The sequence below is a fragment of the Enterobacter sp. 50793107 genome, assembly GCF_001463365.1.
GTDB lineage: Bacteria > Pseudomonadota > Gammaproteobacteria > Enterobacterales > Enterobacteriaceae > Enterobacter > Enterobacter cloacae.
Window position 1 is genome coordinate 23,624 of the sequence record NZ_LNII01000126.1, and the last position, 25,889, is coordinate 49,512.

Sequence of the window (25,889 nt, forward strand, 5' to 3'; positions counted from 1 at the left end):
CGCCGTTTATTTTCTCTTATCTTTTCCATAATTGATCTCCGCAGGGTGACATCTGCGTCCTGCGCGCTCATTATAAAAGCAGTAGTCTTAATGGGGGTAATCTCATATGGAACAGCTGCGTGCCGAACTGAGTCACCTGCTTGGCGAGAAGTTAAGCCGGGTGGAATGTGTAAGTGAAAAGGCAGATACCGCGCTCTGGTCGTTGTACGACAGTCAGGGAAACCCAATGCCGCTGATGGCCCGAAGCTTTACCTCGCCGGGTGTGGCCAGGCAGCTTGCCTGGAAAATTTCAATGCTCGCGCGGCAAGGAACCGTGCGTATGCCGACGGTTTACGGGGTGATGACGCATGAAGAGCACCCCGGTCCGGATGTTCTGCTGATTGAGCGTTTACGCGGAGTATCCGTTGAAGCCCCGGCGCGTACACCGGAGCGCTGGGAACAGCTGAAAGACCAGATTGTGGAGGCTCTGCTGGCCTGGCACCGGCAGGATAGCCGTGGCCTTGTGGGACCCGTCGACAGCACTCAGGAAAATCTCTGGCCGCTGTGGTATCGCCAGCGGGTGGAGGTGCTGTGGGGAACGCTTAATCAGTTCAACAACACCGGCTTGACCATGCAGGATAAACGTATCCTGTTCCGCACCCGGGAGTGTTTACCGGCGCTGTTTGAGGGCTTTAACGACAACTGCGTGTTGATACACGGTAATTTTACCCTGCGTAGCATGCTTAAAGATTCTCGTAGCGATCAGCTTCTGGCGATGCTGGGGCCAGGGGTCATGCTCTGGGCTCCGCGCGAGTATGACCTGTTCAGGCTCAGCGATAGCGCGGCCGCTGAAGGCTTGCTGTGGCACTATCTGCAGCGCGCGCCCGTTGCGGAGGCGTTTCTCTGGCGGCGCTGGCTTTATTTATTGTGGGATGAAGTGGCGCAGCTGGTGAATACCGGACGTTTCAACCGCGCCAACTTTGACCTTGCGACAAAATCACTCCTGCCCTGGCTCGCCTGAGGAGCCTTTCAGCCACTGCCAGATGCGTCCCAGCGTCTCATAGCCGACGCGATCGCTATGCATCAACCACATTGGGGACGGGATCACCCGTTCCCATGGGTTGAGCGGGGCGTTAATGGCCATCTGGTTCGCCGGCGCGGGAAGCGGGTGCAGACCTTGTTTTTCGAAGAAAATCATTGCCCTTGGCAGATGCGAAGCAGACGTCACCAGTAAGAACGGAACATCGCCAATAGCCTGTTTCACCGCGGCGGCTTCTTCTTCGGTATCTTTCGGACTATCCAGCGTGATAATAGCGGAGCGCGGCACGCCGAGGGATTCCGCCACCCTGGCGCCGGCTTCAGCCGTGCTGACCGGGTTGGTTTTGGCTGGCGCGCCAGTGAAGATCATTTTCGATCCCGGATTAGCCAGCCACAGGCGAATACCTTCGTTCAGGCGCGGCAGACTGTTATTGATCAGGTTAGAGCTGGGGGCCCAGTTTGGATCCCAGGTATACCCGCCGCCCAACACCACGATGTACTCCACTTTCTGGTTTCCCTGCCAGGTTGGGTAGGTGTTTTCGATGGGACGTAACAGTTTGTCTGCGACAGGTTGCAGGCTCAGCAGCAGCAGTACCAGCCAGCCGAAGGTGATCAGCGTTTTGCCACTTTTCTGAAAGCGACTAAACCACACCAGCCCCAGCCCCAGCGCGATGATGAGCAGCAGTAGCGGAAGGGGAAGCATCATGCCTCCAATGTATTTCTTCAGGGTAAAAAGCATCCTTTTTGGTTCCTTTTTTAACCATATAGCAGGCGAATACCCGTGATATTACACCAGAGAGGTTCATTCTCCGCGCGGGTGTGACAAAATAGCGGTTTTGCAGTTAGCGAGTGGAACTCTCCCAATGCGGGATCGCAATTTTGATGACATCGCGGAAAAGTTTTCGCGCAACATATACGGCACCACAAAAGGGCAGTTACGTCAGACGATCCTCTGGCAGGATCTGGACACCATTCTGGCCACGTATGGCGGTCAAACGTTGCGCGTGCTTGACGCCGGAGGCGGTGAAGGGCAGACGGCCATAAAAATGGCTGAGCGCGGTCATCACGTCACACTTTGCGATCTTTCTGCTGAGATGGTTGCGCGTGCCACGCGTGCAGCAGAGGAGAAAGGTGTGAGCGACAACATGCATTTTGTACAATGCGCCGCTCAGGACATCGCACAGCATTTGGAAACCCAGGTTGATCTGATATTGTTTCATGCGGTGCTGGAATGGGTAGCCGATCCGTTAAGCGTGTTACAAACCCTGTGGTCGATGCTACGCCCGGGCGGTACGCTGTCGCTGATGTTCTACAATGCTAACGGCTTCCTGATGCACAACATGGTTGCGGGCAACTTCGACTATGTTCAGGTCGGAATGCCGAAAAAGAAAAAGCGCACGCTTTCCCCGGACTATCCGCGCGATCCCCAGCAGGTTTACGGCTGGCTGGAAGAGATTGGCTGGCAGATAACCGGGAAGACGGGCGTCAGGGTGTTTCATGATTATCTGCGTGAAAAACACAAACAGCGTGACTGTTTTGACACCTTAACAGAATTAGAAACGCGGTATTGCCGTCAGGAACCGTTTATCAGTCTTGGCCGCTATATTCACGTCACCGCGCACAAGCCGCAGATGCAAGGATAACCTATGAGTGAATTTTCCCAGACAGTCCCCGAACTGGTTGCCTGGGCCAGGAAAAATGATTTCTCCATCTCGCTGCCGGTAGACAGACTCTCTTTCCTGCTGGCGGTTGCCACGCTGAACGGCGAACGGCTCGATGGCGAAATGAGCGAGGGTGAACTGGTGGATGCGTTCCGCCATGTGAGTGATGCGTTTGAGCAAACCAGCGAAACCATTAGCGTGCGTGCCAACAACGCAATCAACGATATGGTGCGTCAACGTCTGCTGAACCGCTTTACCAGCGAGCAGGCGGAAGGTAACGCCATTTATCGACTGACGCCACTGGGCATCGGCATTACCGATTACTACATCCGCCAGCGTGAGTTTTCCACGCTGCGTCTTTCCATGCAGCTCTCGATTGTGGCGGGTGAACTCAAGCGTGCAGCCGATGCCGCGGATGAAAACGGTGATGAATTCCACTGGCACCGCAACGTCTACGCGCCGCTGAAATATTCGGTAGCGGAGATTTTTGACAGTATCGATCTGACCCAGCGTCTGATGGACGAACAGCAGCAGCAGGTGAAAGATGATATCGCGCAGCTGCTGAATAAAGACTGGCGTGCGGCCATCTCCAGCTGTGAACTGCTGCTGTCGGAAACTTCCGGCACGCTGCGTGAACTGCAGGATACGCTGGAGGCCGCAGGCGATAAGCTCCAGGCCAACCTACTGCGCATTCAGGATGCGACTATGGCACATGACGATCTGCATTTTATCGACCGTCTGGTCTTTGATTTGCAGAGCAAGCTCGATCGCATCATTAGCTGGGGCCAGCAATCGATTGACCTGTGGATCGGTTACGATCGTCATGTACATAAATTTATCCGTACCGCTATCGATATGGATAAAAACCGCGTCTTTGCTCAGCGTCTGCGTCAGTCTGTTCAAACCTACTTCGATGCGCCGTGGGCGCTAACCTACGCCAATGCCGATCGTCTGCTCGATATGCGTGACGAAGAGATGGCGCTGCGTGATGAAGAGGTAACCGGTGAGCTGCCACCGGATCTGGAATACGAAGAATTTAACGAAATTCGTGAGCAACTTGCGGCCATGATCGAAGAACAGCTCGCTGTCTACAAAACCAGACAGGTACCGCTGGATCTTGGTCTCGTGGTGCGCGACTATCTGGCGCAATATCCTCGCGCGCGCCACTTCGACGTTGCCCGCATTGTGGTAGACCAGGCGGTTCGCCTGGGTATCGCGCAAGCAGATTTCACCGGACTGCCGCCGAAGTGGCAGCCGATTAACGATTACGGAGCCAAGGTACAGGCGCATGTCATTGACAAATATTGAACAAGTGATGCCATTAAAGCTGGCACAGGCGCTGGCGAATCCGTTATTTCCGGCGCTGGACAGCCAGCTGCGTGCCGGTCGTCATATTGGCCTCGACGAGCTGGATAATCACGCCTTTTTGATGGACTTCCAGGAGTATCTGGAAGAGTTTTACGCACGCTATAACGTTGAGCTTATCCGCGCGCCGGAAGGTTTCTTCTACCTGCGTCCGCGTTCCACCACGCTTATTCCGCGCTCCGTGCTTTCCGAGCTGGATATGATGGTCGGCAAAATTCTGTGCTACCTCTACCTCAGCCCGGAACGTCTGGCAAATGAAGGGATCTTCACCCAGCAGGAGCTTTACGATGAGCTGTTGACGCTGGCCGACGAAAGCAAGCTGCTGAAGCTTGTGAACAACCGTTCAACGGGGTCGGATCTCGATCGTCAGAAATTGCAGGAAAAAGTTCGCTCTTCTCTGAACCGTCTGCGTCGTCTGGGGATGGTCTGGTTTATGGGCCACGACAGCAGCAAATTCCGCATTACGGAATCTGTTTTCCGCTTCGGTGCCGACGTGCGTGCGGGCGACGACGCGCGTGAAGCGCAGCTTCGTATGATCCGCGACGGTGAGGCGATGCCGGTGGAAAACCATTTGCAGCTCAATGACGAGCCTGAAGACAATCAGCCGGATAGCGGGGAGGAAGAGTAATGATTGAACGCGGTAAATTTCGCTCACTAACGCTGATTAACTGGAACGGTTTCTTTGCCCGAACCTTTGATCTCGATGAGCTGGTGACAACGCTCTCCGGCGGTAACGGTGCGGGTAAATCCACCACCATGGCGGCCTTTGTGACGGCGCTGATCCCTGATTTGACGCTGCTGCACTTCCGTAACACCACCGAAGCGGGCGCGACAAGCGGCTCCCGCGATAAAGGCCTGCACGGTAAGCTCAAAGCTGGCGTCTGTTATTCGGTGCTGGATGTGATCAACTCCCGTCACCAGCGTGTGGTGGTGGGCGTGCGTCTGCAGCAGGTCGCCGGTCGCGATCGAAAAGTGGATATCAAGCCGTTCGCGATTCAGGGCCTGCCAACCTCAATGCAGCCAACGGCGCTGCTGACGGAAACGCTCAATGAGCGCCAGGCGCGCGTACTCACGCTGCAGGAGCTGAAAGACAAGCTCGAAGCTATCGAAGGCGTGCAGTTCAAGCAGTTCAACTCAATTACCGATTACCACTCCCTGATGTTCGATCTGGGCGTGGTGGCGCGTCGTCTGCGTACCGCATCCGACCGCAGCAAATATTACCGTCTGATTGAAGCCTCCCTGTACGGCGGGATCTCCAGCGCCATTACCCGCTCCCTGCGCGACTACCTGTTGCCGGAAAACAGCGGCGTGCGTAAGGCCTTCCAGGACATGGAAGCCGCGCTGCGTGAAAACCGCATGACGCTGGAAGCGATTCGCGTTACCCAGTCTGACCGCGATCTGTTTAAACACCTGATCAGTGAAGCCACCAACTATGTGGCGGCGGACTATATGCGTCACGCCAACGAGCGCCGCGTGCATCTCGATCAGGCATTAGAGTACCGCCGCGAGCTGTTCACCTCCCGTAAACAGCTGGTGGCCGAGCAGTATAAGCACGTTGAAATGGCCCGTGAACTGGGCGAACACAACGGGGCTGAAGGCGATCTGGAAGCCGATTATCAGGCCGCCAGCGATCATCTGAACCTGGTTCAGACCGCGCTGCGCCAGCAGGAAAAAATCGAGCGCTACGAAGCCGATCTCGATGAACTGCAAATTCGTCTCGAAGAGCAAAACGAAGTGGTGGCCGAAGCTGCCGACATGCAGGAAGAGAACGAAGCGCGTGCCGAAGCCGCCGAACTGGAAGTGGATGAACTGAAAAGCCAGCTCGCCGATTACCAGCAGGCGCTTGACGTGCAGCAGACGCGAGCGATTCAGTACAACCAGGCCCTGCAGGCATTGCAGCGTGCGAAAGAGCTATGCCATCTGCCTGACCTGACGCCGGACAGCGCCGATGAATGGCTGGACACCTTCCAGGCGAAAGAGCAGGAAGCCACGGAAAAATTGCTCTCCCTGGAACAGAAAATGAGCGTCGCGCAGACCGCGCACAGCCAGTTTGAACAAGCTTATCAGCTGGTGGTGGCGATTAACGGCCCGCTGGCGCGAAACGAAGCGTGGGACGTAGCTCGCGAGTTGCTGCGAGACGGCGTCAATCAGCGTCATCTGGCCGAGCAGGTGCAACCGCTGCGTATGCGTCTGAACGAGCTGGAACAGCGTCTGCGCGAGCAGCAGGAGGCCGAGCGTCTGCTGGCCGAGTTCTGTAAGCGTCAGGGTAAACATTACGATATTGACGATCTCGAGGCTCTGCATCAGGAGCTTGAAGCCCGTATCGCCGCCCTTTCCGATACGGTATCCAGCGCCAGCGAACAGCGTATGACGCTGCGTCAGGAGCTGGAGCAGCTCCAGTCCCGCTCGCAGACGCTGTTGCAACGCGCACCCGTCTGGCTGGCGGCGCAAAGCAGCCTGAACCAGCTCAGCGAACAGTGCGGTGAAACGTTCGAATCCAGCCAGGAAGTGACCGAATATCTGCAACAGCTGCTGGAGCGCGAGCGCGAGGCGATTGTTGAGCGTGATGAAGTTGGCGCGCGCAAGCGCGAGGTTGACGAAGAGATTGAACGCTTAAGCCAGCCGGGCGGTGCGGAAGATGCCCGCCTGAATACGCTGGCGGAGCGTTTCGGTGGCGTACTGCTGTCAGAAATTTATGATGACGTGGGTCTGGACGATGCGCCGTACTTCTCCGCGCTGTATGGCCCGTCGCGTAACGCGATTGTGGTGCCGGATCTGTCTCTGATTGCCGAACAGCTCGAAGGGCTGGAAGATTGCCCGGAAGATCTCTATCTGATCGAAGGGGATCCGCAGTCGTTCGATGACAGCGTGTTCAGCGTTGACGAGCTGGAAAAAGCGGTAGTGGTGAAAATCGCTGACCGTCAGTGGCGTTACTCGCGCTTCCCGGAACTTCCTCTGTTTGGCCGCGCCGCGCGTGAAAGCCGTATTGAGAGCCTGCACGCTGAGCGTGAAACGCTGTCTGAACGTTTTGCGACGCTGTCGTTTGACGTGCAGAAAACCCAGCGCCTGCATCAGGCATTTAGCCGCTTTATCGGTAGCCATCTGGGAGTGGCCTTTGAGGCTGACCCGGAAGCGGAAATTCGCAAGCTCAACACCCGCCGTGGCGAGCTTGAGCGCGCGATTGCCAGCCATGAAAATGACAACCAGCAGAGCCGCGTTCAGTTTGAACAGGCGAAAGAGGGCGTTGCTGCCCTGAACCGCATTCTGCCGCGTCTGAATCTGCTGGCGGACGATACGCTGGCTGACCGTGTGGATGAAATCCAGGAACGTCTGGATGAAGCGCAGGAGGCTGCGCGCTTCGTGCAGCAACACGGTAATCAGCTGGCGAAGCTGGAGCCGGTCGTTTCGGTGCTTCAGAGCGATCCAGAGCAGTTTGAGCAGCTAAAAGAAGATTATGCCTGGTCCCAGCAGGTGCAGCGTGAAGCACGCCAGCAGGCGTTTGCCCTGACGGAAGTGGTGCAGCGTCGCGCTCACTTCGGCTACTCTGACTCGGCGGAAATGCTGAGCGGTAACAGCGATCTGAACGAGAAATTACGCCAGCGCCTTGAGCAGGCTGAAGCGGAACGTACGCGTGCCCGTGAAGCGATGCGTAGCCACGCGGCCCAGTTGAACCAGTACAACCAGGTTCTGGCCTCGCTAAAAAGCTCCTTTGATACCAAGAAAGAGCTGTTAAACGATCTGCAAAAAGAGCTGCAGGACATCGGCGTCCGTGCCGACAGCGGGGCAGAAGAGCGGGCGCGTGTTCGTCGTGATGAGCTGCATGCCCAGCTGAGCAATAACCGTGCGCGTCGTAATCAGCTGGAAAAAGCGCTGACCTTCTGTGAAGCGGAGATGGATAACCTGACCCGCCGCCTGCGCAAGCTGGAGCGCGACTATCACGAAATGCGCGAGCAGGTGGTATCTGCGAAGGCAGGCTGGTGCGCGGTGATGCGCATGGTGAAAGACAATAATGTTGAACGCCGTCTGCATCGTCGTGAACTGGCGTACCTCTCTGCGGATGAACTGCGATCCATGTCGGATAAGGCGTTGGGTGCGCTGCGTCTGGCGGTGGCCGATAACGAACATCTGCGCGATGTGCTGCGTATGTCTGAAGATCCGAAGCGTCCTGAGCGTAAAATTCAGTTCTTCGTGGCGGTATACCAGCATCTGCGTGAGCGTATTCGTCAGGACATCATCCGTACCGACGATCCGGTCGAAGCCATTGAACAGATGGAAATTGAACTGGGGCGCCTGACGGAAGAGCTGACCTCCCGTGAGCAGAAGCTGGCTATCAGCTCCCGTAGCGTGGCGAACATCATCCGCAAGACCATTCAGCGCGAGCAGAACCGTATTCGCCAGCTGAACCAGGGTCTGCAGAGCGTATCGTTTGGTCAGGTGAACAGCGTACGTCTGAATGTAAACGTCCGTGAAGCGCACTCTACGCTGCTGGATGTGCTCTCTGAGCAGCATGAACAGCATCAGGATCTGTTTAACAGCAACCGTCTGACCTTCTCTGAAGCGCTGGCGAAGCTGTATCAGCGTCTGAATCCGCAGATTGATATGGGGCAACGTACGCCGCAAACCATCGGTGAAGAGCTGCTGGATTACCGTAACTACCTGGAGATGGAAGTTGAGGTTAACCGTGGTTCAGACGGCTGGCTGCGTGCGGAATCCGGGGCACTGTCGACCGGTGAAGCTATCGGTACCGGGATGTCGATTCTGGTGATGGTGGTGCAGAGCTGGGAAGATGAAGCGCGTCGTCTGCGCGGCAAAGATATTTCCCCATGCCGTCTGCTGTTCCTTGATGAGGCAGCGCGTCTGGATGCCCGCTCCATCGCCACGCTGTTTGAGCTCTGCGAACGTCTGGATATGCAGCTCATCATTGCGGCACCGGAAAATATTAGTCCGGAAAAAGGCACAACCTATAAACTGGTGCGTAAAGTGTTCCAGAACAGCGAGCACGTTCATGTTGTAGGCCTGCGTGGCTTTGCTCCGCAGCCGCCGGAGTCCTTACCGGGCACAGCAGACGCCTCCTGAGGCGTGTTGTTACAAAGTGCGGCGCATTAGCGCCGCTTTTTTTTACGCTTAACTTATGCTTACGGCTGCGTTATCTTTAAACTTCTTTACATAAGGTAAGGCAACTGCGTTTGTGCCTTCCTATAATGAATAAAAGCCCCAGTGTGATGGGCATGTCGTGAGAAAACAGGGGGCAAGGGATGTTGCTAAAGAAAAATCGTGGTCATCAGCTGTCAGCGTTGAGTTTGTGTCTGGCGGTGATGTTTGCTCCACTGTTAAGCGCTCAGGCCGATGAGCCTGAAGTTGTACCGTCAGACAGTTCCGCGACGATGGGTGCGCAGCCGACGTCGCTGTCACAACCGCTGGATCAATCTCCGGCGACGGCCATTTTAGCGGGTATCAGACCGCTACCCGAAGGTATCGACACCGGCGCGCTCCGCCAGCAGCTTCTAACCGGGCTTCCAGCAGGATACACGCCTGCCTACATTAACCAGCTTACGCTGCTTTATGCCGCGCGTGATATGAAGCCGATGTGGGAAAACCGGGACGCCGTGCGCGCTTTTCAGCAGCAGCTGGCGGAAGTCGCCATTGCAGGTTTTCAGCCGCAATTCACCACCTGGGTTGAGCTTCTGACCGATCCGGCCGTTACCGGTCAGGCGCGTGACGTGGTGCTGTCTGATGCCATGATGGGCTACCTCCAGTTCGTGGCGGGCATTCCGGTCAATGGCAACCGCTGGTTATACAGTCAAAAACCGTACAAGCTGGCGACGCCGGCGCTGTCGGTCATTAACCAGTGGCAACTGGCGCTGGACAACGGTGACCTGCCGCGCTTTATCGCAAGCCTGGCGCCTGCCCATCCGCAGTATGCCACCATGCATCAGTCGCTGCTTGAGCTAGTTGCCGATTCCCGCCCGTGGCCTCAGGTGCGTGGCACAACCACGCTTCGTCCGGGACAGTGGAGCAGCGATGTCCCGGCGATCCGCGAAATTATGAAACGCTCCGGCATTCTCGAAAGCGGTCCTAAGATTGCGCTGCCCGGCGACGATACGCAAAGCGCGGTCGTCAGCCCGTCGGCCCCGGTAAAAGAGAAAAAGGCTGTTGCACAGAGCAACAAACCCGCCGCCTACGATCGCGAACTGGTCGCGGCGGTTAAGCAGTTCCAGGCCGCGCAGGGGCTGGGCGCAGACGGGGTGATCGGTCCATCCACCCGCGACTGGCTGAACGTCTCGCCTGCCCAGCGTGCTGGGGTGCTGGCGCTGAATATCCAGCGTTTACGTCTGCTGCCGGGAACACTGTCGACCGGGATTATGGTGAATATTCCAGCGTATTCGCTGGTTTATTATCAGAACGGTAGCGAAGTGCTGGCGTCGCGTGTGATTGTCGGACGTCCTGACCGTAAAACGCCGATGATGAGCAGTGCCCTGAATAACGTGGTGGTAAACCCGCCGTGGAACGTGCCACCGACGCTGGCGCGCAAGGATATTCTGCCTAAGGTCTGGAACGATCCTGGCTATCTGGAGCGTCATAACTATACGGTGATCCGCGGCTGGAACAGCAAAGAGACGATCGATCCGTGGATGGTTGACTGGTCAACAATTACGCCGTCGAACCTGCCATTCCGTTTCCAGCAGGCACCGGGTGCGCATAACTCGCTGGGGCGCTATAAATTCAACATGCCAAGTTCGGACGCTATCTATCTGCATGATACGCCGAACCATAACCTGTTCCAGAAAGATGCCCGCGCGCTCAGCTCAGGCTGCGTTCGTGTGAATAAGGCATCGGAACTGGCGAATATGCTGTTGCAGGATGCGGGCTGGAACGACACGCGGATTTCCGATGCCCTCAAGCAGGGGGACACCCGTTACGTTAACATTCGACACAATATACCGGTCAATCTTTACTATCTGACGGCGTTTGTTGGTGAAGATGGACGTACACAGTATCGTACAGATATTTACAATTATGATCTCACGGCGCGATCCGGCGCACAAATTTTGCCAAAAGCTGAACAATTAATCAGGTAAATGAAGCAGTTCGGGAAAATAGGTTGTCGTAAGTTAGGGCAAATACGTGGCGATATGGCTGGAAGCCGCGTGTTTGCTGGGGTTGGGTGCCTTGACGTCGTCGGCTTTGCCAGTTAAGGTGCCCTTCGTGCGCTAAGCATATTACGATTTCTTTGACCTGTAGACCTGATTATCATGGACAAATTTGACGCTAATCGCCGCAAACTGCTGGCGTTAGGTGGCGTTGCGCTCGGCGCAGCGGCCATCCTGCCGACGCCAGCATTTGCCACCCTCTCGACACCTCGTCCGCGTATTTTAACGCTCAACAATCTGCATACTGGTGAGTCGCTAAAAGCGGAATTCTTCGATGGCAGAGGCTATATTCAGGATGAATTAGCAAGACTTAACCATTTTTTCCGTGATTTCCGCGCGAATAAAGTAAAAGCCATCGACCCAGGATTATTTGACCAGTTGTTCCGCCTTCAGGGCCTGCTGGGTACCAGCAAGCCGGTGCAACTCATTTCGGGTTATCGTTCCATTGATACCAATAATGAATTGCGCGCCCGCAGCCGTGGGGTAGCGAAAAAAAGCTATCACACCAGGGGACAGGCAATGGATTTCCATATTGAAGGCGTTTCGTTAGCCAATATTCGCAAAGCTGCGTTATCTATGCGCGCAGGTGGTGTAGGATATTACCCAAGTAGTAACTTTGTGCATATTGATACCGGTCCAGTTCGGCACTGGTAATAACGAAACACAGGAGCAGTATGAACTATCGTATTATTCCGGTTACGGCGTTCTCCCAGAATTGTTCATTGATCTGGTGTGAGCAAACCAAACTGGCCGCGCTTGTCGATCCCGGCGGTGACGCTGAGAAGATCAAACAGGAAGTTGCAGAAAGCGGTGTGACGCTGATGCAGATTTTACTGACGCATGGTCACCTTGACCATGTCGGCGCAGCGGCGGAGCTGGCACAGCACTATGGAGTGCCGGTGATCGGTCCGGAAAAAGAAGATGAGTTCTGGCTGCAGGGTTTGCCAGCCCAAAGCCGCATGTTTGGCCTCGATGAGTGTCAGCCATTGACGCCCGATCGCTGGTTAAACGAAGGAGAGCGTGTGAACGTAGGGAATGTGACTTTACAGGTGTTGCATTGTCCTGGGCATACGCCAGGCCATATTGTCTTCTTTGATGACCAGTCCCGTCTGCTGATTTCCGGCGATGTGATCTTCAAAGGTGGCGTAGGACGCAGCGATTTCCCGCGTGGCGACCACGGACAGCTGATCCAGTCGATTAAACAGAAGTTATTGCCACTGGGTGATGACGTGACGTTTATCCCTGGACACGGCCCGATGTCGACGCTGGGCTACGAGCGGGTGCATAACCCCTTCCTTCAGGATGAAATGCCTGTCTGGTAAATCCGGATAATAAAAAAAGCCTGCATAGTGCAGGCTTTTTTGTGGGCGCTAATTACATTACAGTACGGCGACAATCGCTTCGCACAGTGGCGCCATGTTGTCAGGGGTCATACCTGCAACGTTCACGCGGCCAGAGGCCACGGCGTACACGCCAAACTCTTCACGCAGACGCAGAACCTGTTCTTTGGTCAGGCCACTGAAAGAGAACATACCGTTCTGCTTAGTAATAAAGCTGAAATCACGGTCTGCACCTTTCTCTGCCAGGGTGTTCACAAACAGCAGGCGCATGCGCTGAATACGCTGACGCATATCGTTGAGCTCTTGCTCCCAAATCGCGCGGAGCGCATCGTTGCTCAGGATGGTGGCAACGACAGAGGCACCGTGTGCTGGTGGGTTAGAGTAGTTAGCGCGGATAACTGATTTCATCTGGCTGAACGCACGATCGGCAGTCTCTTCGTTTGCTGCGACCAGCGTGCAGGCACCAACACGCTCATTGTACAGGCCAAAGTTCTTAGAGTAGGAGCTAGCAACGATCAGTTCCTGATGGACGGCTGCGAAAGCGCGCAGACCTTCAGCGTCTTCTTCCAGACCACGGGCGAAGCCCTGGTAAGCGAAGTCAAACAGCGGCAGCCAGCCTTTTTCGACAGACAGTTTCGCCAGTTGTTCCCACTGTTCAAGCGTCGGATCAATGCCGGTTGGGTTGTGGCAGCAGCCGTGGAACAGTACCACGTCGCCCGCCTGGGCTTCACTCAGGCTCGCCAGCAGACCGTCGAAGTCCAGAGCATGGTTTGCGGCGTCGTAGTAGGCATATTCGCGCACTTCCAGACCCGCAGAGTTAAAGACGCTCTTATGGTTCGGCCAGCTTGGGTTGCTTACCCATACGCGCTTAACAGCGGTATTTTTTGCAAGGAAATCCGCCGCCACGCGCAGTGCGCCGGTACCGCCAGGCGTTTGTGCTGTGCGCGCGCGTTTGTCGCTCACAATTGTACTACCTTTACCGAACAGCAGCTCCTGCGTGCAACGACCAAACTCAGGGATACCATCAATACCGAGGTAGTTCTTGGTGGTTTCATTTTCCAGCAGATACTGCTCAGCTTTTTTTACGCTGGTCAGTACCGGGGTTTTGCCGGTTTCATCTTTATATACACCAATACCCAGGTTGATTTTGCCAGGGCGGTCGTCGGCACGAAACAGATCGGCCAGGCCCAGAATAGGGTCGGCAGGAGCGGCGGTAATGTTCTCAAACATGACGAAGTTCCATTGTGATTACAGAAGTGAAATCCGCTATCAGGTTAACGGTAGATTTACAAAATGCCAACCGTTTGCGACGAAAAGCGTGCGGCTTTTCAAAAGTCGCCATTATTTTCTGTCAGGCATAAAAAAACAGGGCCGAAGCCCTGTTCATTAAGCATATAACAAAGTGGTGTACTGATTAGAACTGGTAAGTTACAGCCATTGCAACCTGGTCGTCTTTACCGTTCACGATACCCACGCTACGAGAATAGTCGGTGTCGTCGATCAGGTTCAGCTGGTAGTCAACATAGATGTTGAAGTTTTTGTTGAAGTAGTAAGTCGCACCGAGTTCAACAAATTTCTGCAGGTCAGCATCGCCGCCCGCGAAGGTGCCGCGCTGAGCCAGGTTTTTACCTTTAGACTGAACGTAGGACACGGATGGACGCAGACCGAAGTCGAACTGGTACTGAGCGATAACTTCGAAGTTCTGAGTTTTGTTTGCGAATGAACCGTCTTCTTCACGGGTCATGTTGCGGGTTTCAGCGTAGGTGGTTGCCAGGTAGATGTTGTTCGCGTCGTACTTAGCACCAACAGCCCATGCTTCCGCTTTTTCTCGCCTTTACCGTCAGCGGTCTGCAGGTTAGTACGGTCAGAGTTGCTGTATGCGCCGATCAGGCCGAAACCTTCGCCGAATTCATAACCAACAGAGGTACCAAAACCGTCACCATTAGCGGTTCTAACGTCGGTACGATCGTTTTTACCCTGATACTGCAGGCCCAGGCTCAGACCATCAACCAGACCGAAGAAGTCAGAGTTACGATAGGTCAGAACGCCAGTGGTACGGCCGGTCATGAAGTTATCAGAGTAGTTAGCCCAGGTCATACCTGAGTAGGATGGCGCCATATCGGTGTAAGATTCTACATCGTAAACGATACCGTAGTTACGGCCGTAGTCGATGGAACCTGCATCACCAGCTTTCAGGCCAGCGAACGCCAGACGGGTACGCTGAGTCTGGCTGCTTTCTGGCTGGCTTGCCAGAGCACGGTATTCCCACTGGCCGTAACCGGTCAGTTGGTCATTGATTTGGGTTTCGCCTTTGAAACCGATCTGAGCATAGGTCGCATCGCTGCTGTCTGTGTTGTCACCGGAGGTCACGAAATCGTGCTCACCAACCACTTTCCCGTACAGATCCAGTTTGTTGCCGTTTTTGTTATAGATTTCTGCAGCGTTAGCTGCACCGGCTACCAGCAGGGCAGGGATTACCACTGCCAGAATATTGCGCTTCATCATTATTTATTACCCTCATTGGTTTTTTTATGACACTCGCCACTGCCGCCAATAAATTCCGTCAATAAATATTTCCGGAACTATTGATGAGAGTTTGGTGTCTTTATGTATCTGTCAGGCATCTTTCCATTCATAGAACCGTTTCGCTAGCCTGAAAGTGCTACAGTTTTCAAGATTGAGTAACAAAAAGAAATTATATGTAACTAAATGTGTATTTTTCGGAACTTTGTGAACCACCTCAAATTTCAGAAAGACCTGGCGAATTAAACGGCAGGAAGATTCCTATATATATGAATTCCTTATAATTAATTTAGATAAAGGCTATTCGTATATGCGCACCTTCAACGACTCATTTTTTCTTATGACCTCCAAAAGGACTTCTGGATGGCTGTGATTTTGGTTGAAATTTGTGCTATTGCTTGAGGATTAAATAATCGCAATAAAAATAGGGTTTATTTTTTGTTCGTAGATATTTCGTGGAAACAAAACGTAACAACTAGTGGTTGTGACGGGGTCAAAGTTGAAAGGTGCTTACTTTACGCTGACGAAAATTGACAGAGCAGAATAAAATAATGGCCAGCAAATGCTGGCCATTATGATTTTGGTTACTTAGAAGCTGGCATTACGCGGCGTACGTGGGAACGGAATAACGTCACGTACGTTCTGAACACCTGTGACGTAGGCGATCAGACGTTCGAAGCCCAGACCAAAGCCTGAGTGTGGCACTGTACCGTAACGGCGCAGATCGCGATACCAGCTGTAATCCGCCGGATTGAGCCCCATCTCTTGCATGCGCGCATCCAGCACGTCCAGACGCTCTTCACGCTGGGAACCACCGATAATTTCACCAATGCCCGGCGCCAGTACGTCCATTGCGGCAACGGTTTTACCGTCTTCGTTAAGGCGCATATAGAACGCCTTAATGTCTTTCGGGTAGTTTTTCACAACAACCGGTGCTTTAAAGTGCTTCTCAGCCAGGTAACGCTCATGCTCGGAAGAGAGATCCACGCCCCAGTAAACCGGGTTCTCAAACTTCTCACCGCATTTCTCGAGAATAGCGACCGCATCGGTGTAATCCACCTGGGCAAAGTCGGAGGAAACAAAGCGCTCCAGACGTGCAATCGCTTCGTTATCGACACGCTCAGCGAAGAATTTCATGTCATCAGCACGTTCTTCCAGTACCGCTTTGAAGACGTACTTGAGCATGGCTTCCGCCAGGCCAGCGACATCGTTCAGATCTGCGAAAGCCACTTCAGGCTCCAGCATCCAGAATTCTGCCAGGTGACGGCTGGTGTTGGAGTTTTCCGCGCGGAAGGTTGGGCCGAAGGTATAGATTTTAGACAGCGCACAGGCGTAGGTTTCGCCGTTGAGCTGGCCGGATACCGTCAGGAAGGCTTCTTTACCAAAGAAGTCTTTGTCAAAGTCCACTTTACCTTCTGGCGTGCGCGGCAGGTTTTCCAGATCCAGCGTAGAAACGCGGAACATCTCGCCAGCGCCTTCGGTATCAGAGGCGGTGATCAGCGGGGTAGATACCCAGAAATAACCCTGCTCATCGAAGAAGCGATGCAGTGCCTGCGCCAGCGTGTGGCGGACACGGGCCACCGCACCAATCAGGTTGGTGCGTGGACGCAGGTGAGCCACTTCACGCAGATATTCGATGCTGTGACGTTTTGCGGCCATCGGGTAGGTATCAGGATCTTCAACCCAGCCAGTTACTTCAACGGCAGTGGCCTGAATTTCGAAACTCTGACCCTGACCCGGTGATGCGACAACCACGCCGGTAACAATTACGGAACAACCGGTTGTCAGGTGCAGAACGTCATCATTGTAATTGGGCAGAGAATTATTAATGACGGCCTGTACAGGATCAAAGCAGGAACCGTCATAGACGGCAAGGAAGGAGATGCCAGCTTTAGAATCTCGGCGGGTACGCACCCATCCGCGCACGGTGACTTCTAGGTCTTCGGCGACACGGCCCTGGAGTACGTCGGCTACAGGCACAACGCTCATAATATTCTCTCTGTTAATAGTCGGAAAAAATAAACACTTGTCCACCCAAATGGGGGGATATCTATGTTACCTGCCATCCGCTATCAGACAAGTAAATTTCGCAGTCAAAAGAGAAGAATTAAGAAATAAATAAGAAGTAGGGAGCCATTTGGCTCCCTTAAGCGCTTAACTGGCTTTTTTGACCTGAGGGAGATCGAAAGCTTTGCGTAACGCGCGGACAAACGCTTTATCATGACAGATGGTTTTACCCGGGCTATCGGAGAGCTTGGCTACCGGCTTGCCGTTACATTCCACCAGTTTTATCACGATATTCAGCGGTTTTACCTGAGGGATGTCGCAGGTTAAACGGGTGCCAATCCCGAAGCTCAGGTTCACTCGGGTACTGAAATGGCGATAGAGTTCAACCGCTTTCGCGAGATCGAGGTTGTCGGAGAAGACCAGCACCTTGCTCATCGGGTCGATGCCGAGTTTTTCGTAATGCGCTATCGCCTTCTCACCCCATTCAACCGGATCCCCGGAGTCATGACGTAACCCCTGGTAACGCTCAGCGAACTCAGGGCCGAAATCACGCAGGAACGCATCCATCGTGATACAGTCGGTCAGGGCGATGCCGAGTTGATTCGGATACTCGTCAAGCCACGCGGCCAGTGCGGCGCGTTGGCTGTTGGCCAGATCTGGACTGATCTGCTGATGCGCCTGGAACCATTCATGCGCCTGGGTACCCATGGGTGTCAGGTTCAGACGACGTGCCAGATCGTAATTACTGGTGCCCACGAACCACGACTCTTGCTGCAGACGCTGAACAATGGCCTGCTGAACGTCGCGGGAGAAACGGCGACGCGTGCCAAAGTCCATAAGACGGAAGCGGGACATATCCAACCCATCCGTCAGGGTGGCAAACCCTGCGAGTTTGTTTTCCAGCGCGGCCAGTGCCTGAGTCACCCCGGTTTCCGGCGAACGGTAGCGGTGAGCCAGCTCGCTGATCACAGCCAGCAGCGGAACTTCCCACATGATCACTTCACGCCATGGGCCTTCAAGGCGAATATCCAGCTTGCCGTTATCATTCGTGACGGTGACCTGCTCTGGCTTATAACGGAAGTCGCGCAGCCAGTTCAGATAGTCCGCTTTAAAGAAAGGCAGGCCGGAAAGCCACTGGTATTCGTCGTCCTGTAACGTCAGATGCTGCATAGCATCGACCTGTTCACGAATGGAATCTGCGTAGATACCGAGCAAGTCGTCGCCACGGCAGCGGAATTCCGCCGCAACATCAACATCATAGTAATGGTGGAAAACGGCTTGCTGCATGTGCAGTTTATACGCGTCGGTATCCAGCAACGTATGCAGAACAGGAGAAGCGAATCGAGTCATAGGTGCGCAGTAGCATCCTCTCACAGGAGCGTTTAGTACAATAAACAACTCCGGAGTATACCTTGTTTAGTGATTTATTGAACCCCGATCACAACATAAGCGCTCTTTATGGTCGAGGGCATTTTGTGCCCCGTGTTATACAAATGTAGCTATATGACTGCTAACCACTTGAATTTACAGATTACTACTGTGCTACTACCATGCTTTGGGGCAGTGATGGGGCAAAGCGTGAAAGCGCCTGGTTGAGCAGGGAAACCTGTTCGGTACTCTTCTCTGACATCCACTTTCCATACACCTTGTAAACCATCTGTGCATCGGTATGTCCCATCTGAGTTGCTATAAAGTTTGGGTTTGCCCCAGCTGATAATGACCAGCACGCATAAGTATGTCGTGACTGGTAGGCGTTGCGGTACCGTATTCCGGCGCGCTTGATTATCGGGGCCCAAATTTTATTAATCGAATTAACCGCGTAGTGATATCCTCTACGAGGCCCATGCTTGACGCATTGAGGACTGAAAACGAAAGTGCAGGGGTGTATGACTGACTGGCCATATTCCCGCAATTTCACTTCAATCTCATACTGCCGGCCAAGGCGCGTCAGCTGGGCCTGATTCCTCAGGGCATCAATAGCTGGTTGAATGAGATAAATCACCCTGTCAGTGCCTGCGTCGGTTTTTGGCAGGGTGAACTCATTCGTCTGGGTAAGGTTGCGTTTCACTGTGATGGTTCCGGCATGCAGATCGATATCTTCCCACGCTAGACCGCACAACTCCCCATGCCTCATTCCAGTATAGACTGCCAGCGACCAGAGATTTCTCATCTGCTGGTGGCCGCAAGCCTGGATAAACCGGATAAACTCTTCTGTCGTGAGTGGATCTGGTTCACCTTTCGCTTTTTTGAGGCGGTTAATTCCGCTAAACGGGTTTTCCTTTGCGTAACCGTTATCCGCTCCGAACTGGAAGATCTCGGCCATCAGCATCATGTAATTATTCACGGTCGAAGACTTCCTGCCTTTAACCTGTGTCCGGTGATCCTTCTTCATTACATGAAAACCCGTCAGCAACTCCTTTCTCACGTACAGCAAATCCTCAGTGGTCACCGCAGAAACCATTTTGTTTTCGCCGATGCGCGGAAGCATGTTTTTTATGATGGATTCGTACCGACTCATAGTGTTAGAGCTGATTTCCATCCTCTTCAGCTCAGACCACTTTTCGGTAAGCTCCAGCACAGTAATTTCCTTTCTATCCTGACCGAACCGGGCAAGGTTCGGTGAGTTTGGGAATTTTTCCGCATAGTTAAAATTCCCCATCCTTATCGCAAAACAAACTGAAGAACGAAGCTCGCCGGCTATCTTGCGATTTTTGGCAGTATCAGGGACACCGAGGTTTTCCCTGACTCGCTTGCCTTTATATACAAACCAGATGCGAAGTGAACCGCCGTGGTTTTCGACGCCTGTCGGGTATGATGCATTAGCCATTAATCCCTCCTGACGTCCAGGAGCGTTGACGAGTGTACTGCTTTTCATGCTGTCTTCGCACCTGGTTGATTTTTTTTCTGAGCCTCGATCCACTGATCAACGGCTTTTCTGTTGTACATGCATTCGCTCGAAGGCTTTGGATTGCCATCGGGTGAGATGTGCAGGTACTCGCGGCCAAGCATCCAGGATTCTTTTCTGGCTCGGGTGATGGTTCCGGGCTTAAGCCCGGTAACCGCAATCAGAACCTTTTCGCTAACCCAGTCATTCGGCACCAGAAGAATAATTTCAGCACTGGTTTGCATGGTTCTCCTCCACTTTTTCTTTAGCCAGGCGAACGCACCGCGCGAAAGAAGAGGGCGTTACAATTTCGCGAAGAGCCTGAACCAGAAAATCATTGTGCTGCTGGTGCAGCTGCAGGTTGCGTTCCTTCTCCTCATGGCGCAGGACAGCCAGACGAGCTGTGATGATGCGGCGCTTACCTTTGATCACCCGTAGCGCGTTTTCTGCCTTTTTCCGCCATGCGCTCCAGTCACTGCAGCTGTTCGATCTCGCCAGCTGCTCTTCAATGCTGAGCTGCGCTTCTTCTGCGTTAACGAGCTGCTGCAGGCATTCGCTGATTGTGTTCAGATTGTCTGTCTCGACGTAGAATTTGTGCATTATTAACCCTCCCACCCAATCGCCTGGAACAGACCCATTTTAGGGTGATACCAGCGGGTGCCGCGCGGTTCAGCCTCTGACATCATCTGGCGAAACGCGGTCATGAATGGCTCCAGTTCGACGATAGCCCTACGTGACAAAAGCCCGTCTGGAGTCATAAATTCGTGCGTGTCTGTCGGGATGCGGTAGGCATTGACCAAATTCCGGCACTTCGCGTCACTCATTCCGCTTTTGGCTACCACCTGGCGGTAACCGACATATCCGGCGCGCATGGTGCCGCGCTTGATGTTCTCCACCGCTTCGGTGACCGTTTCGATCTGCTCTTCAACATGATTCAGGCGTTTTTGCTGGCGAACGGCATCGGCGGCCATAGCGGCGATCATTTCGATTTCAGTCAATGGTTGTGGTTGCTGATGACGGAAATAACCACTTACCAACTCGCGTTGTACTTTCCAGGCCAGATCATCATTAAATGGTTTCGTCAGCATCAGGTACCCTGATTCGAAGAGGACAATTCCTGATGGCGCAAATTTCGAAAAAACTCCAACGGGAAGGTCCGTACGTATAGTGTCTGCACCTAATTCTTCATAATCCTCACCGCGAACAAAGCGGTCTTTATTGCGATTAAATGCTGCACGGGCGGTGCCTTCTGGTCGCTGGTGGACTTCATCAATCATCGCCAGCGTCACAACGCGCTGACCGCGATATTCGACTGCCGGCAGCCGTTTGTTATTGATCGTTACTGTGTTCATGCTCGATATCCTTCTGAGTGCCCGGCTTTACGCCGGGCTGGTGAATCACTTAACCTGGATAAATGGAGTATTGGCGCCGCTGGTCATGTACTGGGGCAGAGTGCCGTTCCATTTGTTGATGGCCTCCAGTTGAAGCACTTCAGGGTTTTCGCGCATGGCCTGCCCACGAATCTGGATAGACTTCGCTTCCGCTTCCGCCAACTTCAGCTTTGCGTCTGCCTGGCCATCCGCTTCAGCGCGCAGCATGTTTGCTTCGGCTTCACGCTGTTTCACCTCCTGCTCGCGCTGCAGGGTCTTCTGGTTGGCGGTGACTTTGGCGTTAATGCTGTCGATAACTGTCGGCGGGTACTCAGGACGGCCGACGTAAGAAAGGCTGATAACCTGGATTCCTACCGGCCCCATGTCGGACTGGATCTCTTTCAGAGCGTTTTCAAGCAGCTCAGCTTTCCCGCCGTCAATGAACTTATCGGTACTCATGCGGCTTGCGAGACGATTAAGGGCATCGGCAATCTTCTGGCGCAGATCGGTATCGGTGATGTCGTCCACACCTTTGCGATAGGTCTGGAAGACCGTCGTCACTTTGGTTGGATCAACTTTATAGGCGACACCAATGTGATAGCCGATCGTAGTGCCGTCACTCATCTGGAAATTGAATGCGTCGTCGTAGGTTTTCATCTGTTTGAAGGTTGGGAAGATGTAGACCTCTGTGTTCCAGCCGGTCCAATAGCGGCCTACTCCAACCACTTCTCCGACACCTTTGTCGTCTCCCAGCTTATTCACCTTGATACCCACGTTGCCGGGCTCGACACGATCGCAACCTACAAGACCGATGGCAGAGAGCGCGATAATTGAAGCCATAATTGCTTTTTTCATTTCTTTTCCTTAGTTACGGTTACAACAAGACCCTTACAAATGGCGTAGATGCACGGCGGGGTCATGATCGCCAGGGCAAAACCGGATAACACTGCTGTGGTGTCCTTCATCGAAATGAGGATCGGAACGAAAAGGCCATAAACGCTGGCGACAATTACCAGCGAGAGAACAACGCGTAAGTAAGCAATCATCAGCGCAGCCCCTCTGGTTTACAGGCCTGCAGTTCTGCCTGCTCTCTCACGAATCGGTCATGCATGGCGTCCCACTTTCCGAGCCACTTACGTGCTTCGCGCTTACGCTCCAGAATTCGGCGAATGCGCCGCATGCATCGGTTATGTGCAAAGAGATATTGCTGTGTGTGCTGGCCCATGCGGTTGACGAGCACACCATTGCTGAAAACAGGTTCGTCTGGTTCGTTGGTGTTCAAACCGGCACGATGAAAAGTTTTGGTTACCATGTAGTGAGCAAGGTTACTGATCGCTGCGCTCCTGCTGAGGAAACGGCGCGAGTAGCCGTGTCGAGATACGACGTAAACGGGCTGCAGCTCCTTGGCAAAGGCGCTGTCAATTGAGGTGGTGCTGATGCGTTTATCGTTCATTTCCGGTCCTTAACTTTGCTGTATCGTTCGTGACTCATGACTTCCCAGTTCTTGCCGCCATCGCGGGACAGCAGCCGCCATCGGTGATTAACCTTGAGGCTCAAATTACCGGAGCCGTGCATACGGCAGGGGTGAATGCGCCTTGTTCTGAACTGGCTTAAAACGTGTGCTGCTTTGAGGTGAACCCACTCAGGAATTCGTATCGCTGTAAGTGCCATCAGATCCCCCCATTTCATGACCCTCCGTTTTCGGAGCCTCCACTTTTTGTTTTTTGACGAACTCGACCAGCTCAGAAATGAGCTCGTCGATTAACTCCTTTCCGCTATCCGTAAGGAATTCACCGCTGCCATTTACATCAACAGCGCCGCTGTAAATTCCCATGATGGCTTTTACACCATCGACATTTCCGTACTCACTGAACGCAAGCCTTTCGAATTTTCGTAATAATCCATCGAGAAGAATCTCTGTTAACTCGACCGTGTTAATACCGCCTTTATTGAGCTTTATAACAAGGCAGTTACTGCCCGTTTTACGCTGGTGGCGTAATAACGCTGCCTTTAAAATTCGGCGGCGATATGTCTCGATTAATTTATCCATTGCGGCGAGCCTCCTCCTCTAAGCTCATAACAATTTCCTCTTCTTTTTCGGTCCAATCATGAATTTCGCCAGCAATGTCATAAACAAGAGAGCAAATAGTTTTAAGTTGGAAATGGTCCAGTTTGTCGTGATATTCAAATAATGTTTGCGATAAACCAGCCAGTTGCTCGGCTTTGATGTTCACAACCTGAATGTCTTGCCTTTTTAATAAGCTCATAATTACCGACCATATGCTTTTTTAAGATAAAGACGAGCGATTACCTCGTAATCGCAGGCCGCATAAAGGCATGCTGTTCTATATGCCGATTTATCAATGATGAAAGTCATACGAAGCGCCTCACAGCCAAAGAAGCCACCACCCGACCGTGAATTTTGATTTCTTTCTGTTCATCGGTATTAAGGGTGAAAGTTTCGTAATGATGGTTATCAGAAATGATTTTTAATGAGCCATCAGCTAATGGCTCGATTCTCTTAATGAAAAGGCATGGGCGACCAAAAGCATCCATTGTGTAAACATAAATGCCAGAGGTAAGCGCATGTCCACCGCAATCAACGAAAGCCACAACCTCACATGGTTCGATGGTCGGCTGCATGGAGTAACCTTCCATCCGGCAGCTTTGAACGCGGTTACCAAAGTCATTAATGTTGTCAGATCCGAACAGCATTTGAGGCGTTTTAATCGGCTGATTAATTGCGACGGAATTTTGCATTTTCATTTCCTAAGGGTGAGTTTGTCCCCACCAAGAAAGGTGTTAATTAAATAATGTTAATTAATTTTAAATTTTGTCGGCTTGCTTGCAGATGGTTTCTTGCAAGTCGTCTAATTTTTCATAAACGATAGTTAGTGTACCGATAGACGACAATTCCGGAGGCATGCAATCCATAGCGTTAGATAAAGCCATTCTGCAATTGCCAATATCAGCAGACCATGAGTTAAGTTGATTGGACGTTATAATACTTGTTGGTTCTGTAAATTCACCGCACTGCTCGTTTCCTGAAATGAGCCACAGAACATCAGAATGAAGAATGTTAGCCAATTGGATTAACTGGTCAGCAAAAGGAACAGTTTTTTCCGTTTCCAAGTTGTTAATGGTTTCGGTTGTTAAACCAAGATGATCAGCCAAAAAATCCTGAGAGAGTCGAAGCGAAGATCTTTGATTTAATATTCTTTTGCCGATGGTTTTGGCTACGGTGATTTGAGTATTCATTTCATTGGCTCCATTGTTTGCCGATGAATGAACTTTATCTCAAAGATAAATTTTGGTAAATATCTTTTTGATAAATTATGATAAATTAATAGTTATGCCTTTGATATATATGGTAAATTATTTTGTGCAGGGCATAAAAAAACCAGCCGAAGCTGGTTTTTTATATGTATGAGTCTCAACCCAAACGGTTGTATGACATTTGCCATCTACCGACAACTAAGCCCTGAATGTGAAACTCGCTTTGATCAGTTTCAGATACAAACCATTTTTCGTAAGTTGAATTATCGCTGATGACTACCAGCTTGTCCTTAAGCAGCTGTAAGCGTTTGATATGAAAGTTGTCACCATAAACGAACGCATAAATCCCATCACCTATCAACCGGTTTACCGTAACGTCTATAACGACAAGATCCCCAGGGAAAATAGTCCCGAGCATGCTATCTCCGACAACCGTGCAGATTTTCAGGGAGGTAGGGCTACGCCCACCAAACATCCTTTTAGCTTCCTCTGGATCAAGTTCAATCGATTTAACTATTTCAGGATAGTCCATGTTCATCCTGCCACTTCCGCAACTGAACTCAGTGTCCATCACCTCAATTCGGTATTGTTGCTGATTTTTTGTCAGTGGATTTATGAAAAAGTTAGGCTTGGTACCAGATGCATCAACATCTGCTCTCTTTGAATCCATCCAGCCATGGGGCAGGCCCATACTTGACTCAATTCTCCTAGCTATTATGTCGCCAATGTTACGAGAGGCGTTAGAGCCAGATAACTGACTCAGTTGAGAAGGGGGTATACCAATTTTTTCAGCAATTTGTGCCTTGGTATAACCTTCCACGATGTACTCACCAATCAACCTGTTTAGGTTCTGGCGTCGAATGTTTTTTATGTCCATGACCAAATACTCCCACTTTTTAGCAATATGATAAATACCCAATTTGATAAATTTATCTTGCCTCATAGTTATCGTAAAGATAAACTTTACCAAAATGATAAATTGAGGTGTGGGTATGGAAAACGAACTTCTTTCCTGGCGTCGTGCTTCCACTAAAGAAGAGTGGCACGCTTTGGCAGTTAAGAGCGGTACATCAACAGGATATTTGAATCTTATTGCCTACGGATACAGAAATGCGTCACCAAAACTTGCAACTTCTATTGAAGCAGCAAGTAGAACTTTTGTGGGTAAAAAACCCCTCAAGCGAGAAATGCTTGTTTTCCCACGTCCGGGCAATGAGGTGTGACATGTCACGGCATTATTGCGTCAGCGAACCTTTACTGGTGGCTGAATTCAGTAACGAAAATGAGTTGGCGGG

The 25,889-nt window shown here is 52.3% G+C and carries 25 protein-coding genes and 1 pseudogene; 9 read left to right on the forward strand and 17 right to left on the reverse strand.

Annotated elements, in window-relative coordinates; all coding sequences use genetic code 11:
* Positions 1-106 precede the first annotated feature (106 nt).
* On the forward strand, positions 107-1,000 hold the full coding sequence (locus tag APU11_RS16560) for a YcbJ family phosphotransferase (RefSeq protein WP_013097298.1): 894 nt from the start codon (positions 107-109) through the stop codon (positions 998-1,000).
* On the opposite strand, the gene elyC is transcribed toward APU11_RS16560, so the two are convergent.
* Entirely contained in the window at positions 977-1,756 is a 780-nt protein-coding gene (gene elyC, locus APU11_RS16565; protein WP_013097297.1) for an envelope biogenesis factor ElyC, read from the reverse strand. The genes APU11_RS16560 and elyC overlap by 24 nt on opposite strands.
* 124 nt (positions 1,757-1,880) lie before the next feature.
* Between elyC and cmoM the strand changes: the two genes are divergently transcribed.
* The 7 genes from cmoM (at position 1,881) to APU11_RS16600 (ending at position 12,516) form a co-directional block, all read left to right on the forward strand.
* Positions 1,881-2,660 carry a tRNA uridine 5-oxyacetic acid(34) methyltransferase CmoM gene (cmoM, locus tag APU11_RS16570; protein ID WP_013097296.1) on the forward strand — a complete coding sequence of 260 codons (780 nt, stop codon included), beginning with the start codon at positions 1,881-1,883 and terminating at the stop codon, positions 2,658-2,660.
* Between the two features lie 3 nt (positions 2,661-2,663).
* Positions 2,664-3,986, forward strand: a complete 1,323-nt coding sequence (mukF, locus tag APU11_RS16575) for a chromosome partition protein MukF (RefSeq protein ID WP_013097295.1) — start codon at positions 2,664-2,666, stop codon at positions 3,984-3,986.
* On the forward strand, positions 3,967-4,671 hold the full coding sequence (gene mukE, locus APU11_RS16580) for a chromosome partition protein MukE (RefSeq protein ID WP_013097294.1): 705 nt from the start codon (positions 3,967-3,969) through the stop codon (positions 4,669-4,671). The genes mukF and mukE overlap by 20 nt, the downstream gene beginning before the upstream one ends.
* Positions 4,671-9,119 (forward strand): chromosome partition protein MukB, encoded by a 4,449-nt coding sequence (mukB, locus tag APU11_RS16585; protein ID WP_020689707.1) that lies wholly within the window; start codon positions 4,671-4,673, stop codon positions 9,117-9,119. The genes mukE and mukB overlap by 1 nt, the downstream gene beginning before the upstream one ends.
* Positions 9,120-9,298: 179 nt before the next feature.
* A complete protein-coding gene (gene ldtD, locus APU11_RS16590; RefSeq protein WP_013097291.1) occupies positions 9,299-11,122 on the forward strand; it encodes a L,D-transpeptidase in 1,824 nt (607 codons plus the stop codon).
* Positions 11,123-11,296: 174 nt separating this feature from the next.
* On the forward strand, positions 11,297-11,848 hold the full coding sequence (locus tag APU11_RS16595; RefSeq protein WP_013097290.1) for a YcbK family protein: 552 nt from the start codon (positions 11,297-11,299) through the stop codon (positions 11,846-11,848).
* A gap of 20 nt (positions 11,849-11,868) precedes the next feature.
* Positions 11,869-12,516 carry an MBL fold metallo-hydrolase gene (locus APU11_RS16600; RefSeq protein WP_013097289.1) on the forward strand — a complete coding sequence of 216 codons (648 nt, stop codon included), beginning with the start codon at positions 11,869-11,871 and terminating at the stop codon, positions 12,514-12,516.
* A gap of 57 nt (positions 12,517-12,573) precedes the next feature.
* On the opposite strand, the gene APU11_RS16605 is transcribed toward APU11_RS16600, so the two are convergent.
* The 16 genes and pseudogenes from APU11_RS16605 to APU11_RS16680 form a co-directional block, all read right to left on the reverse strand.
* Positions 12,574-13,764 carry an amino acid aminotransferase gene (locus APU11_RS16605; protein ID WP_029882979.1) on the reverse strand — a complete coding sequence of 397 codons (1,191 nt, stop codon included), beginning with the start codon at positions 13,762-13,764 and terminating at the stop codon, positions 12,574-12,576.
* Between the two features lie 184 nt (positions 13,765-13,948).
* A pseudogene (locus APU11_RS16610) lies at positions 13,949-15,039 on the reverse strand (porin).
* 606 nt (positions 15,040-15,645) lie between these two features.
* On the reverse strand, positions 15,646-17,046 hold the full coding sequence (gene asnS, locus APU11_RS16615; RefSeq protein ID WP_029882977.1) for an asparagine--tRNA ligase: 1,401 nt from the start codon (positions 17,044-17,046) through the stop codon (positions 15,646-15,648).
* A gap of 165 nt (positions 17,047-17,211) precedes the next feature.
* The gene (pncB, locus tag APU11_RS16620) at positions 17,212-18,414 is read right to left on the reverse strand and encodes a nicotinate phosphoribosyltransferase (protein ID WP_029882976.1); all 1,203 of its coding nucleotides are present in this window, start codon (positions 18,412-18,414) and stop codon (positions 17,212-17,214) included.
* Between the two features lie 184 nt (positions 18,415-18,598).
* Complete coding sequence (locus tag APU11_RS16625) at positions 18,599-19,891, reverse strand: site-specific integrase (RefSeq protein WP_058679236.1); 1,293 nt, start codon at positions 19,889-19,891, stop codon at positions 18,599-18,601.
* 44 nt (positions 19,892-19,935) lie between these two features.
* Positions 19,936-20,193, reverse strand: coding sequence for an excisionase family protein (locus APU11_RS16630; protein ID WP_058657756.1), 258 nt, complete (start codon positions 20,191-20,193; stop codon positions 19,936-19,938).
* Positions 20,177-20,548 carry a hypothetical protein gene (locus tag APU11_RS16635; RefSeq protein ID WP_063926589.1) on the reverse strand — a complete coding sequence of 124 codons (372 nt, stop codon included), beginning with the start codon at positions 20,546-20,548 and terminating at the stop codon, positions 20,177-20,179. Before APU11_RS16635 ends, APU11_RS16630 begins: the two co-directional genes overlap by 17 nt.
* A gap of 2 nt (positions 20,549-20,550) precedes the next feature.
* Positions 20,551-21,300: an ORF6N domain-containing protein gene (locus APU11_RS16640; protein ID WP_058679238.1), complete on the reverse strand. Its 750-nt coding sequence runs from the start codon at positions 21,298-21,300 to the stop codon at positions 20,551-20,553.
* A 45-nt stretch (positions 21,301-21,345) separates the two neighbouring features.
* On the reverse strand, positions 21,346-22,173 hold the full coding sequence (locus APU11_RS16645) for an SPFH domain-containing protein (protein WP_042889584.1): 828 nt from the start codon (positions 22,171-22,173) through the stop codon (positions 21,346-21,348).
* The gene (locus APU11_RS16650; RefSeq protein ID WP_032635101.1) at positions 22,170-22,364 is read right to left on the reverse strand and encodes a hypothetical protein; all 195 of its coding nucleotides are present in this window, start codon (positions 22,362-22,364) and stop codon (positions 22,170-22,172) included. The genes APU11_RS16645 and APU11_RS16650 overlap by 4 nt, the downstream gene beginning before the upstream one ends.
* Positions 22,364-22,771 (reverse strand): hypothetical protein, encoded by a 408-nt coding sequence (locus tag APU11_RS16655; RefSeq protein WP_032635102.1) that lies wholly within the window; start codon positions 22,769-22,771, stop codon positions 22,364-22,366. Before APU11_RS16655 ends, APU11_RS16650 begins: the two co-directional genes overlap by 1 nt.
* 189 nt (positions 22,772-22,960) lie before the next feature.
* On the reverse strand, positions 22,961-23,368 hold the full coding sequence (locus APU11_RS16660; protein WP_060578649.1) for a hypothetical protein: 408 nt from the start codon (positions 23,366-23,368) through the stop codon (positions 22,961-22,963).
* On the reverse strand, positions 23,361-23,585 hold the full coding sequence (locus tag APU11_RS16665) for a hypothetical protein (protein WP_006811079.1): 225 nt from the start codon (positions 23,583-23,585) through the stop codon (positions 23,361-23,363). The genes APU11_RS16660 and APU11_RS16665 overlap by 8 nt, the downstream gene beginning before the upstream one ends.
* Positions 23,586-23,691: 106 nt before the next feature.
* On the reverse strand, positions 23,692-24,078 hold the full coding sequence (locus APU11_RS16670; RefSeq protein WP_044158724.1) for a S24 family peptidase: 387 nt from the start codon (positions 24,076-24,078) through the stop codon (positions 23,692-23,694).
* Positions 24,079-24,144: 66 nt separating this feature from the next.
* Entirely contained in the window at positions 24,145-24,576 is a 432-nt protein-coding gene (locus tag APU11_RS16675; protein WP_060578650.1) for a helix-turn-helix domain-containing protein, read from the reverse strand.
* Between the two features lie 175 nt (positions 24,577-24,751).
* Positions 24,752-25,537: a S24 family peptidase gene (locus tag APU11_RS16680; protein ID WP_102135191.1), complete on the reverse strand. Its 786-nt coding sequence runs from the start codon at positions 25,535-25,537 to the stop codon at positions 24,752-24,754.
* Between the two features lie 49 nt (positions 25,538-25,586).
* Here APU11_RS16680 and APU11_RS27070 point away from each other — a divergent pair, with 49 nt between their 5' ends.
* A complete protein-coding gene (locus tag APU11_RS27070; protein WP_072200443.1) occupies positions 25,587-25,817 on the forward strand; it encodes a transcriptional regulator in 231 nt (76 codons plus the stop codon).
* Positions 25,818-25,889 lie beyond the last annotated feature (72 nt).